15 protein-coding genes and 35 tRNA genes are annotated in these 14,283 nt (G+C 60.5%); 49 read left to right on the top strand and 1 reads right to left on the bottom strand.

All coding sequences use genetic code 11. The features are described 5' to 3' along the window. Positions 1–3: 3 nt before the first annotated feature. The 13 genes from istB (at position 4) to L810_RS13635 (ending at position 8,175) form a co-directional block, all read left to right on the top strand. Positions 4–792, top strand: a complete 789-nt coding sequence (gene istB / locus L810_RS13690; RefSeq protein ID WP_012213993.1) for an IS21-like element ISBmu1 family helper ATPase IstB — start codon at positions 4–6, stop codon at positions 790–792. Next, entirely contained in the window at positions 789–1,028 is a 240-nt protein-coding gene (locus L810_RS47115; protein WP_155836193.1) for a hypothetical protein, read from the top strand. The genes istB and L810_RS47115 overlap by 4 nt, the downstream gene beginning before the upstream one ends. Continuing rightward, positions 1,025–1,273 carry a hypothetical protein gene (locus L810_RS13685; RefSeq protein ID WP_081712843.1) on the top strand — a complete coding sequence of 83 codons (249 nt, stop codon included), beginning with the start codon at positions 1,025–1,027 and terminating at the stop codon, positions 1,271–1,273. The genes L810_RS47115 and L810_RS13685 overlap by 4 nt, the downstream gene beginning before the upstream one ends. A 55-nt stretch (positions 1,274–1,328) precedes the next feature. Next, entirely contained in the window at positions 1,329–1,622 is a 294-nt protein-coding gene (locus L810_RS13680) for a hypothetical protein (protein ID WP_162175286.1), read from the top strand. A gap of 4 nt (positions 1,623–1,626) precedes the next feature. Continuing rightward, the gene (locus L810_RS13675; RefSeq protein ID WP_021158905.1) at positions 1,627–1,968 is read left to right on the top strand and encodes a hypothetical protein; all 342 of its coding nucleotides are present in this window, start codon (positions 1,627–1,629) and stop codon (positions 1,966–1,968) included. Continuing rightward, positions 1,965–2,519, top strand: a complete 555-nt coding sequence (locus L810_RS13670) for a hypothetical protein (protein WP_155836191.1) — start codon at positions 1,965–1,967, stop codon at positions 2,517–2,519. The genes L810_RS13675 and L810_RS13670 overlap by 4 nt, the downstream gene beginning before the upstream one ends. 270 nt (positions 2,520–2,789) lie before the next feature. Beyond that, entirely contained in the window at positions 2,790–3,062 is a 273-nt protein-coding gene (locus L810_RS13665; protein ID WP_021158904.1) for a hypothetical protein, read from the top strand. Positions 3,063–3,095: 33 nt separating this feature from the next. After that, on the top strand, positions 3,096–3,413 hold the full coding sequence (locus L810_RS13660) for a hypothetical protein (protein ID WP_021158903.1): 318 nt from the start codon (positions 3,096–3,098) through the stop codon (positions 3,411–3,413). Between the two features lie 51 nt (positions 3,414–3,464). Further along, entirely contained in the window at positions 3,465–4,214 is a 750-nt protein-coding gene (locus tag L810_RS13655; protein ID WP_042974433.1) for a hypothetical protein, read from the top strand. A 118-nt stretch (positions 4,215–4,332) separates the two neighbouring features. Beyond that, positions 4,333–4,902 (top strand): hypothetical protein, encoded by a 570-nt coding sequence (locus tag L810_RS13650; protein WP_155836189.1) that lies wholly within the window; start codon positions 4,333–4,335, stop codon positions 4,900–4,902. Positions 4,903–4,970: 68 nt separating this feature from the next. Next, a complete protein-coding gene (locus L810_RS13645) occupies positions 4,971–5,966 on the top strand; it encodes a hypothetical protein (RefSeq protein WP_042974430.1) in 996 nt (331 codons plus the stop codon). A gap of 372 nt (positions 5,967–6,338) precedes the next feature. Beyond that, on the top strand, positions 6,339–7,265 hold the full coding sequence (locus L810_RS13640; protein ID WP_021158899.1) for a hypothetical protein: 927 nt from the start codon (positions 6,339–6,341) through the stop codon (positions 7,263–7,265). Positions 7,266–7,278: 13 nt separating this feature from the next. Then, the gene (locus L810_RS13635) at positions 7,279–8,175 is read left to right on the top strand and encodes a hypothetical protein (protein ID WP_021158898.1); all 897 of its coding nucleotides are present in this window, start codon (positions 7,279–7,281) and stop codon (positions 8,173–8,175) included. A gap of 326 nt (positions 8,176–8,501) precedes the next feature. Here the strand turns inward: L810_RS13635 and L810_RS48100 are convergent, their stop codons facing one another. Further along, positions 8,502–8,768 (bottom strand): helix-turn-helix domain-containing protein, encoded by a 267-nt coding sequence (locus L810_RS48100; protein ID WP_021158896.1) that lies wholly within the window; start codon positions 8,766–8,768, stop codon positions 8,502–8,504. An 822-nt stretch (positions 8,769–9,590) separates the two neighbouring features. Between L810_RS48100 and L810_RS13625 the strand changes: the two genes are divergently transcribed. The 36 genes from L810_RS13625 (at position 9,591) to L810_RS13445 (ending at position 14,220) form a co-directional block, all read left to right on the top strand. Continuing rightward, positions 9,591–9,667 (top strand) — tRNA-Gly (locus tag L810_RS13625). Positions 9,668–9,708: 41 nt separating this feature from the next. Next, positions 9,709–9,795: transfer RNA gene (locus L810_RS13620), tRNA-Tyr, on the top strand. 7 nt (positions 9,796–9,802) lie between these two features. Next, a tRNA-Glu gene (locus L810_RS13615) sits at positions 9,803–9,878 on the top strand. 1 nt (position 9,879) lies between these two features. Further along, positions 9,880–9,953 (top strand) — tRNA-Gly (locus tag L810_RS13610). A gap of 43 nt (positions 9,954–9,996) precedes the next feature. Beyond that, positions 9,997–10,072, top strand: a tRNA-Gly gene (locus tag L810_RS13605). 6 nt (positions 10,073–10,078) lie between these two features. Further along, positions 10,079–10,154 (top strand) — tRNA-Phe (locus L810_RS13600). Positions 10,155–10,160: 6 nt separating this feature from the next. Continuing rightward, a tRNA-Ala gene (locus L810_RS13595) sits at positions 10,161–10,239 on the top strand. Positions 10,240–10,381: 142 nt separating this feature from the next. Continuing rightward, a tRNA-Lys gene (locus L810_RS13590) sits at positions 10,382–10,456 on the top strand. 157 nt (positions 10,457–10,613) lie between these two features. After that, positions 10,614–10,686 (top strand) — tRNA-His (locus L810_RS13585). A 120-nt stretch (positions 10,687–10,806) separates the two neighbouring features. Then, positions 10,807–10,882, top strand: a tRNA-Met gene (locus tag L810_RS13575). A 5-nt stretch (positions 10,883–10,887) separates the two neighbouring features. Continuing rightward, positions 10,888–10,964 (top strand) — tRNA-Pro (locus L810_RS13570). A gap of 173 nt (positions 10,965–11,137) precedes the next feature. Further along, positions 11,138–11,231: transfer RNA gene (locus L810_RS13565), tRNA-Ser, on the top strand. Between the two features lie 7 nt (positions 11,232–11,238). Further along, positions 11,239–11,315 (top strand) — tRNA-Ile (locus L810_RS13560). Positions 11,316–11,323: 8 nt separating this feature from the next. Next, a tRNA-Trp gene (locus L810_RS13555) sits at positions 11,324–11,398 on the top strand. A 6-nt stretch (positions 11,399–11,404) separates the two neighbouring features. After that, positions 11,405–11,494: transfer RNA gene (locus L810_RS13550), tRNA-Ser, on the top strand. Positions 11,495–11,499: 5 nt separating this feature from the next. Then, positions 11,500–11,577 (top strand) — tRNA-Arg (locus L810_RS13545). 185 nt (positions 11,578–11,762) lie between these two features. Beyond that, positions 11,763–11,841: transfer RNA gene (locus tag L810_RS13540), tRNA-Pro, on the top strand. Between the two features lie 4 nt (positions 11,842–11,845). Further along, positions 11,846–11,937: transfer RNA gene (locus L810_RS13535), tRNA-Ser, on the top strand. Between the two features lie 5 nt (positions 11,938–11,942). Beyond that, positions 11,943–12,033 (top strand) — tRNA-Ser (locus tag L810_RS13530). Between the two features lie 7 nt (positions 12,034–12,040). Further along, positions 12,041–12,116: transfer RNA gene (locus L810_RS13525), tRNA-Val, on the top strand. A gap of 6 nt (positions 12,117–12,122) precedes the next feature. Continuing rightward, positions 12,123–12,198 (top strand) — tRNA-Asp (locus tag L810_RS13520). Between the two features lie 6 nt (positions 12,199–12,204). After that, positions 12,205–12,280, top strand: a tRNA-Thr gene (locus tag L810_RS13515). Positions 12,281–12,287: 7 nt separating this feature from the next. Beyond that, positions 12,288–12,360: transfer RNA gene (locus L810_RS13510), tRNA-Thr, on the top strand. Between the two features lie 89 nt (positions 12,361–12,449). Further along, positions 12,450–12,536: transfer RNA gene (locus L810_RS13505), tRNA-Leu, on the top strand. Positions 12,537–12,542: 6 nt separating this feature from the next. Next, a tRNA-Leu gene (locus L810_RS13500) sits at positions 12,543–12,632 on the top strand. Positions 12,633–12,638: 6 nt separating this feature from the next. Further along, positions 12,639–12,726 (top strand) — tRNA-Leu (locus L810_RS13495). Between the two features lie 6 nt (positions 12,727–12,732). Further along, positions 12,733–12,818, top strand: a tRNA-Leu gene (locus L810_RS13490). Positions 12,819–12,822: 4 nt separating this feature from the next. Continuing rightward, a tRNA-Leu gene (locus L810_RS13485) sits at positions 12,823–12,911 on the top strand. Between the two features lies 1 nt (position 12,912). Then, positions 12,913–12,987: transfer RNA gene (locus L810_RS13480), tRNA-Arg, on the top strand. Positions 12,988–12,994: 7 nt separating this feature from the next. Next, positions 12,995–13,068: transfer RNA gene (locus tag L810_RS13475), tRNA-Glu, on the top strand. A 62-nt stretch (positions 13,069–13,130) separates the two neighbouring features. Further along, positions 13,131–13,207: transfer RNA gene (locus L810_RS13470), tRNA-Met, on the top strand. A 7-nt stretch (positions 13,208–13,214) separates the two neighbouring features. Continuing rightward, positions 13,215–13,289: transfer RNA gene (locus L810_RS13465), tRNA-Ile, on the top strand. Positions 13,290–13,298: 9 nt separating this feature from the next. After that, positions 13,299–13,383 (top strand) — tRNA-Cys (locus tag L810_RS13460). A 5-nt stretch (positions 13,384–13,388) separates the two neighbouring features. Next, a tRNA-Arg gene (locus L810_RS13455) sits at positions 13,389–13,466 on the top strand. A 5-nt stretch (positions 13,467–13,471) separates the two neighbouring features. Next, positions 13,472–13,548, top strand: a tRNA-Arg gene (locus tag L810_RS13450). Positions 13,549–13,641: 93 nt separating this feature from the next. Next, a complete protein-coding gene (locus L810_RS13445; RefSeq protein WP_042974427.1) occupies positions 13,642–14,220 on the top strand; it encodes an HNH endonuclease in 579 nt (192 codons plus the stop codon). Positions 14,221–14,283 lie beyond the last annotated feature (63 nt).

The following is a 14,283-nucleotide window of genomic DNA, read 5'->3' as shown; positions in this document are numbered from 1 at the left end:
ACCATGAACCCGAGTCCCGAATTGAATTCCATCCTCAAACAGCTGCGCCTGTCCGGCATCCTCGACTCGCTTGAGCAGCGCAACCGTCAGGCGATCGACGGGCAGCTCGCCTATACCGAGTTCCTTGCCATGCTGCTGCACGACGAGGTTGCCCGTCGCGAACACAAGAAGCTCGGCACCCGTCTGCTGCGCGCCGGCTTCGCGATGGGCAAGACGCTCGAGACGTTCGACTTCGACCGGCTGCCTACGTTGAACCGCTCACACGTTCATGATCTCGCGACAGGCCGGTATCTCGACGAGAAGGTCGCGATCCTGATCGCCGGTCCAACCGGCACCGGCAAAAGCCACTTGGCCCAGGCGCTGGGCCACTGCGCCGCCCGCCAAGGCCGCGATGTGCTGTTCATCTCGCAGACCGAGCTGCTCAAGCGATTGAACGCCGCGCGCGCCACCGGCGCCTATGACCGCAAGTTCCAGCAGTACGCCCGGGTGCCGCTGCTGATCGTCGATGACTTCGCGCTCAAACCGCTACGTACCCCGCAGGACGAGGACTTCCACGATCTCGTCGCGGCCCGCTACGAGCACGCGGCGACCATCCTGACGTCGAATCTCGACTTCGGTGAATGGGGCGCCGCGTTCCCCGACAACCGCATCCTCGGCACCGCCACACTCGACCGACTACGCCACGGCGCCTACCGGCTCGTCCTCGAGGGCGACAGTTACCGCACCCCGAAACCGATGCCAGATCCCCCTCAAAATGCAGTTGCCAAAAACGGCAAAAAACCGCAACCTTGAAACCGTTCGAATCCGCGTTTTACCCCCGGTTCTGCTGGCGCCATTACGCCGCCCATCCCCGGCTCCTTTACGCCGCCCCGCGACAGGCGGTGAACATCGCGCGGTTCCAGCAGATCCGCAAGGTTACGACGCTGAGGGCTGAGCTTGTCCGTAGGTTTCCGGACCGGAACGAGGATATCGACGGCGCGATCCTGGCCTGGGCGAACTACGAGCAGTCGAAGGGGAGGCCGGATTGAGCCTGACCCGTGAAGAAGCGCTTGAGTCTGAAGGACGTGCCTGCAAGGTGCCGGAGCCAACGGGTGGCTTCGTCTACGGCTACATCGTCGAGGTTCACCCGAACGGCGACTTCGTCAAGTTCCAGAAGGGCGTGTCGAGCCGTGTCAGCCCGCAATGGGTTCGGCGCGAGGATGTCATCCTGCAGCCGCTCGATGCCGAAGCCGGCGAGCAGCTCCGCTTCCGATTCGACCCTCCCTCCAACTGATCCCCCTTGAATCGGCCTCGATCGCCGGTAATCTGAAAGGCGAAAGTACGCCAGGATGCGCTTCGTTTTCGAGCGGTCCAATCTTGCCGAATCCTCCAGAATTGAAAGGAAGCGGCCTATGGGCGCGCGGTTTGACCGAGAGAGAGTGAGGGAATCTATGCTGAGAGCGGCAACCGTATATATCGAGCGCTATGAAGTGCGCGATGATTCCGCAGGAACGGTAGAAGATCATGGCCACGACTTCGACGGGGCAGATCAAGACTTCAATGAAAGGGTGGATGCGGTGAAGGCTCGCGGTGGAGATCCGGCCGATGTGACGCTGATCGCCGTGCTGGCCACCGGAGCTTGACGACGTGCTGACCGTGATCTGCAGGATTCCATGGCAAGCGAAGGAAGCCGTTTTCGTCACTGCCCTCATGACGGTCCTGGGTGTCTGCTTTCCCGACGATGCGGATGCGTTTGCCGTGCTGTCGATCATCGTATTGTTCGCGATCGAAGATCTTTGTAAGACCGCGCTGCGAATCGCGATCAAGGAGCGGACGGTCGGTCAGGCCACGGAAGACGAACACCTCTATGTGATTCTGCCGCGATGCCGGTACAAGCTGCTGGTTCTTCGGCAGGTGTTGGTGTTGGGAGAGGCTAAGCTGGCGCAAGCCCGCCAGGCGGCCCGAAAAAACAGAAAGGACGATTCATGATTGGTGCGTTGCTGATTTTCCTCGGGCTGGCGCCGGCGGGCGCGAGGTCGAATCCCTGCGACATGCCTGGCTGGACGATGGGCGAGAGCGTGGCGTTCGTCTGTGACATGGACGATGCCAAGAGGCAAGCACAAAAGCACCTGCCTCTCGAATACCAAGGGGCGCGCAGCGAGGTGTCGTTCCGTGCGGCGCCGGTGGGCGGTAAGCCGGGAGTCGCCCTGATCGTGACGGACCGAATCGTGCCGGTGGAAGATGCACACCGCGAGGCTGCGCTGCTTGGCCCTTGGGGCGGATGGGTGGACGAGCAGGGCAAGGTTCATGGCACAAAAGACGCGTGGATCATGCCTATCGCCGCGGCTGGCTCGTCGTCGAAGCCGGCGGGCACGGTAGTCTATCTCGTGAATTCGCCCGCACCGGTTTCGAAATTGTCCTCCGTGGCGGGCGAGCCGCCTCAACCCGTTCAGGATGCGTTTGCTCGGGCCGAATTGACGGCCGTGGAACCCGCGAGCACTCCCTGCACCCGACGTTGCACCGGTACCTCTCTGCGGTGAGAGCTCTGGTTTCGGATCGACGAGCACACGCGGCTGGTGCATAGCACGCAGCGGCAGGTTGCGATGGCGGCGAACGCATCCCGAACGGGTTTCATTTTTGCCCGTCGGCGGTGGCGGCGCGCGAGCACACCCGATTCTTTCCGAAGAAGCGGGGAACCAGCCCGCGCAATTGCGCAAATCCCCCCTATTTTGAAGCCTGTTTCCGAATTGTCGGATTTTTCCCGATCCCGATAATGGGTGGCTGATTCCAAATCAGCCTAAGGCTTGTCCATGAAATACGTGATCGCGACGCTGGCCGCTTCCTTCCTGATCGCGGGTCTTCCGGCCGCTGCACAGACGCAGCAGACGGATCTGCCGCATCCCTGCAAGTCGAGCACCGGCCAATGGGCGCTCTGCATCGGCGACCGTCCGATCGACACCACGGGAAATCGCGTCGACATGGCCACCGAGGTTCAGCAAGTGAACTCCGCGTTGGCGCCGGTGCGACAGAAGATCACCGAATTCGTCCAGACCGAGCACCAGGCCGCGACAGCCGGTCGGTGAGCGGTCACGTATCAATCCCTAAGAGGATCAACTATGGATACCGCTGTCGCCCTGCCGAATGAACGTCATATCGAGGATGTGGTCTTGCCCGATCTGGCCGACGGTCAGCATTGGACCTGTGAGAACGGTTGCGGGAATTGTCGTCCCCTGCAGGCCGACTTTGAATATTCCCGAGAGGAAACTCAGGACGACCTGCTGCTGAAAAGCAAGACCTGCAAAGTCTGGGTCAGCCACTGCTGCAAGGCGAATCTGGTGTTGTGGGATGACCAGAACGAAGTGGAAGTCGCGTGGGCAGGCGGGGACTTGAATTTAGATGGCCTTGTGTCGAATCGCGGCGATTCGCTGGAGTGAGCGGCGCAGATTTGCTCGGCCTGCTTTGAACTTTTTTTGAGGAGTGAAGTGATGAAGTGGAACGCTACGCGTCGTCTCGGTGCTATCAGTGCCGTGCTCGCTCTTGGCATGTGCGCTGCTGCGAATGCGCAAAGTGTGATGAGCAGCAAACCTGCCACCACCGATGTGAAGCTCGACAGCGCCTGTACGGTCAACGGAACTATCACGCTGGATGCAAGCGGCGCCGTCGTCGAGTGCCGGGACAAGAAGTGGGAGGCGCCGGCTGCTCGGGCCGTGCCGCCGGCAAGCTCCAAGGTCGTGATGCTCACGGTGACCGTCCAATCGAAGAACGAGACACTGGCGAGCGTTCCGCTGGTTCTGCGTGACGGGAAGTCGGCTCACTACCGGTCAGTCACCCAGGGGGCCTACGTCAGCGATGTGGGGCCGTGCAAAAAGGAAGTTTCGTCGACGGCCGGCGGAGGACTTTCAGTTGGTACGCCCCCGAGCGGTAAGGAATTGTGCCTGACCACCTCGCCGCTGGTGACTGGACTGGAAGTCGCCGCCGAGCCGCATGTACTGGAGAACGGCTACGTCATGCTCGATCTGAAGGCCTCCAACAGCCAGCTGATCTCGCTGGAGAACTTCACCAACGAGGTGGGTACCGTGCAGCTTCCGAATACGTACACGTGCGGCTTCGAATCGACTGTGAGGCTGAAGCCCGACGTTGATACGGTCATCGAGTCCTGTTCGCACGATTCGAAGGAGCAAACCATTTCTGTGCTGGCCAAGGTGGTCGACAGAGGCGCGACCACTGCGCAGTGAACCCGAACCGGCCGGCGGATGCGGTCGCGTTAGTACCGTGATCTTCCGTTCGAAAACCATCTTTGCTTTGAACTGAAACGTGCGCGCTTGCCGGCCGTGACTTAACCTGGAGTGACACATGAATCGCAAACCCACCCGAGCACTTTTCGCACTGAGTGCAGCCCTGATGTTCGGCTACTGCGCTACGGCGTCTGCGGACATTCCCTCAGTGTCGGCAAACGCCAAGGTCGTGCAGATCACACTGAGCATCAAGAGCGACGAGGGCGAGAAGGCGACCTCGGTCGTGCTCACCGCGGCCGACGGCGTGAGCACCAACGTGGACGAGCACACCAGCATCTCCTACGTCAGCTCGATCGCTCCGTGCAAGGACAATCCGGCCAAGACCTGCGCCGAGTACTCGGCTCTCAAGACGGGCTTCGCGTTCGGCGTGCTGCCGCGTGTGCTGCCGAACGGCGACGTGCTTCTCGATCTCGTGTACGACAGCGCCCGTCTGAACTCCATGCGCGACTTCAAATCGGACATTGGCACGATCGAACTTCCCGACGTGTCGAAGAACGGCTTCAAATCCGCGGTCAAGGTCAAGGCCGGCGTCGAAACCGTCGTCAACTCCGCGTCCGAGGCGAGCGGCAAGCAAGACGTCGTTGTGACGGTCAAGCTCGTCGATCCGAAGACGGGCGCAGCAAGCTGATGCGTCGGCGCTAGGTAGGGGGGCAATGTGACCTTCTGCCAGCTTTTCGGTTTCTCTGGAACGCCTCTATGAGCAAGCTAGTCAATCGGTTGGCCCTGCGGGCACCCAAATGGCATGAACGTGCCCTGAGGGTAGCGTGCGATAGGGCGACATGGCTTGCCGTCGCGGCGGTAATTCTCCTCCTGCTTCCGCGTCCCCCACTTCAGGGAACACTCACGCTCGACCTGTGTGCCGATATCGTGTTGGTGGGCCTCATGTGGATCGGGCTGACTCAGTTGATCCTACCGGACGGTCGCAGGACACTGCTCCGCGCACTTGCGCTCACGGTCGTCATTCTCTTCTTGAGCCTTGGCGCTCGGGATATCTCCGCGCTACTGTCCGCGTTGAGTGACGTGCCGCGAACGGCAATTCCGGCTCTGGCGGCCGTGGCCGTTGTTGCTGCTGTGGAATCCTTGGTGGCCAAGCGTCGATCTGCCCCAGCCGCCAAGAAAGTGATCGTGCGGCCCTACACACAATCCCCCCAGGAAATGCGGCGAGTCGCAATCCATGAGGCCGGCCATACGCTGCTTTTCAGGCTACTCCCCGAACGGCCCAGCGACATGCGTGTCTCTGTCCGCGCGGTGATCGACGAACAGAACCCGAGAGGCGGTGAGGTCAAGCTCACTCCGATGCAGGTACCGGCAACATACGCCTATGTCGCGATGCTGATCAAACTGGCGGGCCTCGAGGCGGAATTTGCAGCGTTGGGATCCCGCGGCAATGGGGGAACAGACGACTACGCCGAATGGATGGAATCGGCTACGCGGTTTGCCATCGCTGGAAGCGCTGGCGCCTTCTATCGTTGCCCGGTTAGCTTCTGGCAACGGCAGATCAACCGGGACACGATCGACGCCCTGCAGGAACGTCAGCGGAACGATCTGCGTGAATTCTTCGCCGGTAACCGTGAGTTGTTGGTCGAGCTGGCCGATGACATCCTCGCGCGTGGCGAACTCGGCCACGAGCAGATCGCCAACTACCTCGATCGCGTCGACGTCCGTCCGCTGGCATATCGGATCCCATCTTGATGGGCCAGATCTCGCTCTCGAGTGCGCGGCGCCCCTTGAATCGGGTCGCCTGTCCGGTACGCTGGTTCTGTTAGCAGTAGCAACCCTTACTCGGTACCCGAAGGAAATCTCGTGAACAGCAAGCGTCTTGCCCCGGATGAGGGCGCAACTGGTTTCCCGGAAGGGGAGTCATCTGCGCTCGTCGTGTCGTGCCCGGGTGAGGGGTGTGGCGCGCGAATCTGGATCGGGGCATCTCAGCTGCAACGCTGTGGTCGCCGAGCCGGAAGGGGCTGCGAGGGCGATGCCTCCTGTGCGAAGTGCGGCTGCCGCGTGCACGTCGAGATGAGCGGGCTGGGCCGCATTACCGTCGAAAAGGAATAGGACAAGGATTCCATGAGCGAGCTATTCGCGGTCACAACCTACTTCAACCCTTGCGGATATACCACACGTCGTCGGAACTACGATCTGTTCATTGAAGGCATGCGTCGCGCTGGTGTCCCGTGCCTGACCGTTGAGTGTGCATTTGGCGACGATCCTTTCGAGCTGCCGGAATCATTGGAAGTGATCCGGGTACGCTCTAGGACGCTGCTCTGGCAAAAGGAGCGCCTGTTGAACATGGCTGAGCCGTGGCTTCCGGCGTCGTGCAAAGGCGTCATCTGGATCGATTGCGATATCTTGTTCGAGAGCGAGACGTGGCCGGAAGACCTCTTGCGGGTCCTTCATGAAAAAAAAGTTGCTCAGGTATTCGAAACCTGTCTGCGCCTGGAGCGCGGCAACATCGAAGGTGCGAAGCCGGATATTGCCCGGTCATTTGCGGCAATGATGAACAGCAAGCCCAGCCTGCTCAATGCTGGCCGCTACGATCTTCACGGGCATACCGGCTATGGCTGGGCGATGCGCCGGGAAATCTTCGCTGAGGTGGGCCTGTACGAGCATGCGATCTCGGGCAGCGCCGACCATTTCATGGCGCACGCCATCTTCGGCGACTACAACTTCTGCATCCAGAACGCGCTGAAGCACGATCGTCGCCAGATCGCGCATCTGAAACAGTGGGGCGATCGATTCCATCGGCTGGTGCAGGGTAGTCTAGGAGTTGTTCCCGGACAGATCCGCCATTTGTGGCATGGAGATGCGGTGAACCGCCGCTACTTCCTGCGCATGCACGACATCACGGATCTCGGGTTCGATCCGTGGACCGATCTGCTCATTCAGCCGGGGAAACCTCTCGAATGGGCGCCAGGGCTGAACAAGCCCGGCCTCGTCCAGTATTTCGCCAACTATTTCGCGAGTCGTCAGGAAGACGGTGCGCTCGCCGCGTAACGGAGAAGATCACATGCCGCAAAACAACAAGCCCGACTTCGACAATGCCCAGGCGGCACTATCGCGTGCGTTGGAATCGATCCAGCACCGGATCGAGAGTATTGACGACGAGATCGCGAGGCTGAACCAGCAACGCAAGGCGTATCTGAACAGCACGGTCGAGGCGTTGCTGCCCAAGATCTCAGGTAAGACGCTGCGGTCCCTCCAGGATGTGATTCCTGCCTTCCTCACGCGTGATGTGCTCGCGGTATTTGAGCGCAACTGGACGGTTCTTGGATTTCACAGCGAAACCTACAACAGGGACTACGAGATGCTGCAGACTCGTCTGGCCGGCTATCTGGATCAGAGACAGTTCGGCAAGCTGAAGGCGATGGACGAGGAAAACGCCGGCAAGATGGCCTCGCTGATCGCGGATAAGGGGGCGCTGAACCAACAGGCTGAGAAGGCGATCGATCTTCTGGACGTGATGCAGAAGGCGAAGAAGGCCAATATCAAGATTCCGCTCGCGGCGGCGGCGCAAATCCGCATCATCGCTTCGGTCGGCCGCGCGAGTGCGGCGCCGACGGGGGGCGCTCCCCGTCCTGTTGCTCCGGTGGGAGCATCAGGAGCAACAACCTCTTCACGCCTGACATCGACCTCCTCGGCGAGTTCCGATGATTCGGACCTCTGGTTCTATTTCATGACCGATATCCCGACGAGCTTCCGGACGCTGATGATCGAATCGATCACCGAGGACCGCGTTCGCGAGCAGGTAGCGGAGCGGGCGGCTTCAATCGACACCGGCAGCAGCGGTTCCGGATGGGAATCTTCCTGCGACACGCCTGCCCCGCCGAATACGGACGCTGCCGCGTTCGCCGCCGCGGAATGCACGGCGATCTCCACCGACGACAGTCTCGGTCTCTTCTCCTGATCCATCCTTCATCCCTTCCGCCCCGGATGCCTACTCCGGGGTGGGGGCTTCGGCGACATTCCCCCTCAGTCGGACGAATGGTTGTTCCTGACCGACGCGGGAATGGAAGCGCGAGATTCCGAACCACGCTCATCAAATGGGCCGAATTGGGCAAGCTCGAACGCCGCAAGGTCAAGGGCTGGTGGCGGTATCACCGCGAGGATGTACGTGCCTGCGCTCGCGAATACTGGAAGACCCAGCGATTCACGAGGCCGACCGATCCGGAATGGCTCAAGGTCGAGCTGGTTTCCGGGCGATACGAACTGCCTGTTGGCGTGATTACGCCGCTATGTGGTTTGTGTCGATTTCACTGAGAACAGCTCGTCTATCCTGCATCTCAGCACTTTGATGAGCCCAGCAAGCAGGGCAACGCTCAGGTGTTGCGCCTTGTTATCGACGACACGCGATAGTTGCTGGTGCGAAATTTCCACACCTTCTTCCTGCAGTTGCCGGTTTAACTCGGCGATGCTTTTGATGCCGCGCTTGGCCATGCAAACGCGCACGCGCAACTCGACGGCTGGCGATTCGTCTTTAAATTCAGTCAGTTGTCCCATAATGTCGTCCCTCACTACGACAGGCGAATGATAGCGCATCCTGACCGGAGCGGGGGCAGAGAATGTCCATGACAAGTCCAAAGTGTGCGTGCAGAGGAAAAAATATCCATCCCATGCACAAAAGTTGTTGACACGGAAAACTCGGCTCGGCATACTGCAGTCCATCGAACCCCAAAGCGGGGTTTAACCAACCACCTGTGGAGAGTGTTGTGGCTGCAAATCTGATGAACCTGACGACCATAGCCGGACGCGATGCGTCGCGGTCGTCTGCGCTCGTCGGAAATGCGCTCAACGGTCTCGTCCGGACAAACGTCATGGCAACGAAACTGAACGACAGAACCGATCGCGCAGCGGCACAAGCCGCGGCCGCCGGCCAACCGTCGTCGTCATCGTTGCGACCCACGCTCAATGAGCGCCATGAGTCCATCTGCATTCCGACGTTTGGTCTTACCACGGTCGGCTACCCGCGTAGCTATCAGTGGAAGGGAAGTACAGGAAGCATCCGAGGGGGGAGACCCCGGATCGCTGGAGCCACGTAAGGTCCAGCGATCAATCGAAAGATCAGGCGAAAAGCCCGGATGCTCCCTAACAGGACTCCGGGCTTTTTGTTTTTCCTGGCAGTCGCAGTAACGAGTTTCAACGGGGCTGGCGAAATGCGCGACGTCCCGAGTTGATCAAGACCTGACGGGTCGTGAACGTCAGGCCAGTGCCGGCGAGGCCGGGGTCACTGACGTGTCTTTAACAATCTGGAGAGGTATTTATGGATCCGCCTGCAAGGGCAAGGTGGCCTCACCCATCTTGCCCATGTTGGCGGATCCAGATGCGGACGTAGCTCAGTTGGTCAGAGCGCGAGTTTCCCAAACTCGAGGTCGCCGGTTCGAAGCCGGCCGTCCGCTCCATTACGAAAGGGCCTTCTAGGCTCTTTTCGCAATGCGTTCATGGACGGGTGGGTGAGAGGCTCAAACCGCCGGACTGTAAATCCGGAGCTCGAAAGGCGTCGCTGGTTCGAATCCAGCCCTGTCCACCAGTTTTTTGTCGGTATCGTCTAGTGGACCAGGACACCACCCTTTCACGGTGAATACACGGGTTCGAATCCCGTTACCGACTCCATGCGGGCATAGCCTAGTGGCCAGGCAGCAGCCTTCCAAGCTGAGAACACGGGTTCGATTCCCGTTGCTCGCTCCAGATCATGTTGTGCATGCATTAGATAGTAATCCTATGTGTTATTGCGGAGGTAGCTCAGTTGGTAGAGCGTGACCTTGCCAAGGTCGAGGCCGCGGGTTCGAGCCCCGTCCTCCGCTCCAGTTTTCGCCGAGATAGCTCAGTTGGTAGAGCGGTGGCCTGAAGAGCCGCGCGTCGAAGGTTCGATTCCTTCTCTTGGCGCCAGTCAATGGGGGTGTAGCTCAGTTGGGAGAGCGACTGCTTTGCAAGCAGAAGGCCGTCGCTATAACGAAGCCGACCACTTCCACCAGATCGTCAACCGCAGGAGATCGCCGTGAAGCGAAAACCCTCGGCCCCGCGAAATCCCTTCGTCGCGGCGGCCATGATCAAGAAGGCGGGCACCCATCGCAAGAGCAACAAGGCTCTGCGTCGTGCCGACAAGATGTCACTGTCGGGGTGTAGCTCGAAGGCTCGAGCATGTGGCTTTTACCCACGCGGCGAGGGTTCGATTCCCTCCGCCCCGACCAGCCGAGGCGACAAACGAATGGCGCTTACGCTTCGCCATCCGCTTGTTGTTTCATCGATTCCGCAGAACCCGAGCAAGGTGCATGGGCGTGACTGTTAATCACTGGTTAGCTGAGTTCGATCCTCAGGTGCGGAGCCAAATTTTACGTGCGTTTCGGGGTGGCCGTAGCTCAGTTGGCAGAGCCCCGGAATGTGGATCCGGTGGTCCTCGGTTCGATTCCGAGCGTCCACCCCGAAGCGCATGACGGTTCAAGAGGGGCGTCGTCAAGAGGCCAAAGACACCGGGTTTTGATCCCGGCATTCGAAGGTTCGAATCCTTCCGCCCCCGCCATTTTTAGTAGTGCAATTCAATTGCGGGATGTCTGTTGGTAGGCAGCTCGGTTTCATACGCCGACGCGACGACGGTTCGATTCCGTCTCCCGCAACCATTATCCGGAACGTAGCGCAGCCTGGTAGCGCACTTGATTTGGGATCAAGGGGTCGCGAGTTCGAACCTCGCCGTTCCGACCACTTTCGGGAGAGATCCCAACACCGCAACCCGCAAGATAGCCGCGGGAACAGCCATCCTGCTCGATGGCTGGCATTCGATGGAACACTGCCCACTATAGCGGCGGGTGAAATCGACGGCGCGAGTAGAGCAGACCGCCCGGCCAACCATAACGGTCGGCCCGGGCGCCCTATATGGAAGGTTGGCCGAATGGTAAGGCCCCGCGTTGGAAGCGCGAGTGCATGGCGTAACACGTCGTGATGCGGGTTCGAGTCCCGTGCCTTCCTCCAGTTCGACTCCGGTATAGCTCAGTCGGTTAGAGCACCGTCTTGATAAGGCGGGGGTCGTTGGTTCGAATCCAACTACCGGAACCACATTCATTGCCTCCTTAGCTCAGTTGGTAGAGCACCGGTCTCCAAAACCGGCCGCGGCGGTTCGATTCCGTCAGGGGGTGCCACGTCTTGGAAGACTGCCCGAATGGTCAAAGGCCCTGCTTCGAAAGCAGTGTGGGTGCGCAAGCGCCGTAGGGGTTCGAGTCCTCTGTCTTCCGCCAGCCATCTCTCCGTAGCTCAGTTGGATCAGAGCGCCTGCCTACGAAGCAGGAGGTCGAAGGTTCGAGTCCTTCCGGAGAGGCCAGAAAGCAGCGCGTCGCTCGCGATCGACACGGCCGTGCCTCACCACGGCACGATCGCTCGCGTGCGACCGCGCTGCCCAAATCATACGGCGTGTAGCGCAGCCCGGTAGCGCATCGGTCTTGGGGACCGGAGGTCGCAGGTTCGATGCCTGATGCCCCTACCAGTTTCGCATCAACAACGGTTTTACGGGGTGTGGCCTAGTCCGGTCCACGGCGCCGCGTTCGGGACGCGGAGATCGCAGGTTCAAATCCTGCCACCCCGACCAGTATGGAAGCGTGCCAGAGAGGCCGATTGGGCTCGACTGCTAATCGAGAACTCGCCGAGAGGGGAGTCGCGGGTTCGAATCCCGCCGCTTCTGCCATCCATGGAAGACTGCCAGAACGGTCAATGGCCCCGCTTTGAAAGCGGTGAGAGTGCGCAAGCGCTGTGGGGGTTCGAGTCCGCCCGTCTTCCGCCAGTTCAACGTCCGGTTAGCTCAGCAGGTAGAGCAGCTGCCCTACAAGCACATTGTCGGCGGTTCGATCCCGTCACCGGATACCAACCACTGCCCCGTTAACTCAGAGGCCAGAGTGCTCCCCTGTCCAGGGAGAAGCCGCGGGTTCGATCCCCGCACGGGGCGCCAGTCAATGCTTCGATGGCGCAGCGGGTAGCGCACGCCCTTGGTAAGGGCGAGGTCGCGGGTTCGATCCCCGCTCGAAGCTCCAGTCTCGCGCCGACATAGTTCAGTTGGAAGAACGGCCGCATCGTAAGCGGCGGGTCGCCTGTTCGAATCAGGCTGTCGGCCCCCCATTATCGCCGGTATAGCTCATCGGACCAGAGCGGCTTCCTTATAAGAAGCGGGTCGTCCGTTCGGACTGCTGGCATCACGATCATGCCTGGGTGGCGGAATACGGTAGACGCACCGCCTCGAGAGGGCGGCGGGCAACACCCATGAGGGTTCGATTCCCTCCTCAGGCACCAACTAATCCGGCCTTGGTGGAATCAAGGTAGACACGCCAGTCTCAGGAACTGGAGCTCGAAAGAGCAGTGCGAGTTCGAGTCTCGCAGGCCGGACCAATCACTCGGCACGTGGCGAAACCACGGTAGACGCACCTGATTCAAGATCAGGCTCCCAAGGGGAATGCGAGTTCGAATCTCGCCGTGCCGACCAAGCTATGCCCACGTGGCGAAATCGGAAGCCGCTCCGGATTTAGGTTCCGGCGTCGCGAGACACTGCCGGTTCGAGTCCGGCCGTGGGTACCACCTTCGGACAGTGGCGCAGCTGGTAGACGCCCGCGCCTTAAAAGCGACGAGTCCCGTGAGGGAATGAGAGTTCGAGTCTCTCCTGTCCGACCACGCGTGCGTAGCTCAAAGGATAGAGCAGGGGCCTTCTAAGCCTCAGGTGCCGATTCGATTTCGGCCGCACGCACCATGCTTATGAACCGTTGGACTTCTGGGAGGTCAGCAGGTTTTCGCCCTGCGTAGGCGGGTTCGATCCCCGTACGGTTCTCCAGTTTCGGCTGACGCAAACAGACCCGTTCCGGTGAAAGCCGGTTCGCGTCGGCCGTCCTATATCGAGATGTAGCTCAGCCGGTCAGAGCAGCGGCTTCATAAGCCGAAGGTCGCGCGTTCGATCCGCGCCATCTCGACCAGTTTCGTGGGCGGTTAGCTCATTGGCACGAGCCGTCGGCTCATAACCGTCAGGCGAGGGTTCGATTCCCTCACCGCCTACCAATTTTCAATCGCGCGATGCCAGAGCGGCAATGGAGCGGCCTGCAAAGCCGTTGGGGAAACCCGGCGTCGGTTCGAATCCCGACTCGCGCGTCCAGTCACCCGTCCGTAGCTCAGCCCGAATGGAGCACCCGCCTCCGAAGCGGGAGGTCGTGGGTTTGAATCCCGCCGGACGGACCATCTCCGCCGCTGTAGCTCAGTGGATCAGAGCTCCCGCCTCCTACGCGGGATGTCGCGCGTTCGAATCGCGCCGGCGGCACCAATCGTACCTCTCCAGATTTCGATTTGCGCCGTACCCGGGCGCGGCCCTGAAGCCCGGATTACCTGGAAAAGCAATGCGACGAAGGTGAATGAAATGACGATCCAGCAAGTGCTCGCGCTCGATATCGCAGGTACGCCTGTCGAGTGGTTATCCCCGGAAGAAGCTGTCACGCTCTATGCCCGGAACAAGGTTGCCTGGGAACTGGGCGAAACCGAAAAGGTCTTTCGCGGCGGCTACTCCCGGTTCGGAATCCAGTCGGAAATCGCAATCCGGCCCATCATTGCGATCGCCGGCAGCGAGGTGATGGCGCGGATGCTGCGCCCGGAACTACCGCTGGGCGACCGGGATAACAGCCTGCTGTTTCGCCGCGACCGGAATACCTGTGCCTATTGCGCCGTGGTGTTTGCCCGGCACCATCTCACCCGGGACCACATCTACCCGCAGTCGCGCGGTGGCAAGTCGAGCTGGCAAAACTGCGCAACTGCATGTCGTGAGTGCAATGGCCGCAAGGGTGACAAATTGCTGTCCGAGTGCGGCATGGAGCTCGTGTACCTGCCATACGTGCCGAGCAGGGCAGAGCACTTCATCCTGTCCGGCCGGAACATCCTGGCGGACCAGCACGAGTACCTTGCAGCGAATCTACCTCGCCATTCGCGCGTACGGCTGCAGTGAGACGACTGGAAGCGGTTGGTGTGGTCGACCGCTTCCAGTTCCGGAAAAGACGGCCGATTAAGC

Origin of the sequence: Burkholderia sp. AU4i, from assembly GCF_000466765.1 — a bacterium.
In the GTDB taxonomy this organism is placed as follows: Bacteria; Pseudomonadota; Gammaproteobacteria; order Burkholderiales; family Burkholderiaceae; genus Burkholderia; species Burkholderia cepacia.
The sequence above is the reverse complement of the archived record's forward strand: the minus strand, read 5'-3'. Positions and strand labels throughout refer to the sequence as shown.

What these genes read in the sequence shown, in the direction of transcription:
- istB (WP_012213993.1), top strand. Translation starts at nt 4, where the DNA reads ATGAACCCGAGTCCCGAATTGAATTCCATCCTCAAACAGCTGCGCCTG.
- L810_RS13680 (WP_162175286.1), top strand. Translation starts at nt 1,329, where the DNA reads ATGCGCTTCGTTTTCGAGCGGTCCAATCTTGCCGAATCCTCCAGAATT.
- L810_RS13670 (WP_155836191.1), top strand. Translation starts at nt 1,965, where the DNA reads ATGATTGGTGCGTTGCTGATTTTCCTCGGGCTGGCGCCGGCGGGCGCG.
- L810_RS13665 (WP_021158904.1), top strand. Translation starts at nt 2,790, where the DNA reads ATGAAATACGTGATCGCGACGCTGGCCGCTTCCTTCCTGATCGCGGGT.
- L810_RS13660 (WP_021158903.1), top strand. Translation starts at nt 3,096, where the DNA reads ATGGATACCGCTGTCGCCCTGCCGAATGAACGTCATATCGAGGATGTG.
- L810_RS13655 (WP_042974433.1), top strand. Translation starts at nt 3,465, where the DNA reads ATGAAGTGGAACGCTACGCGTCGTCTCGGTGCTATCAGTGCCGTGCTC.
- L810_RS13650 (WP_155836189.1), top strand. Translation starts at nt 4,333, where the DNA reads ATGAATCGCAAACCCACCCGAGCACTTTTCGCACTGAGTGCAGCCCTG.
- L810_RS13645 (WP_042974430.1), top strand. Translation starts at nt 4,971, where the DNA reads ATGAGCAAGCTAGTCAATCGGTTGGCCCTGCGGGCACCCAAATGGCAT.
- L810_RS13640 (WP_021158899.1), top strand. Translation starts at nt 6,339, where the DNA reads ATGAGCGAGCTATTCGCGGTCACAACCTACTTCAACCCTTGCGGATAT.
- L810_RS13635 (WP_021158898.1), top strand. Translation starts at nt 7,279, where the DNA reads ATGCCGCAAAACAACAAGCCCGACTTCGACAATGCCCAGGCGGCACTA.
- L810_RS48100 (WP_021158896.1), bottom strand. Translation starts at nt 8,768, where the DNA reads ATGGGACAACTGACTGAATTTAAAGACGAATCGCCAGCCGTCGAGTTG.
- L810_RS13445 (WP_042974427.1), top strand. Translation starts at nt 13,642, where the DNA reads ATGACGATCCAGCAAGTGCTCGCGCTCGATATCGCAGGTACGCCTGTC.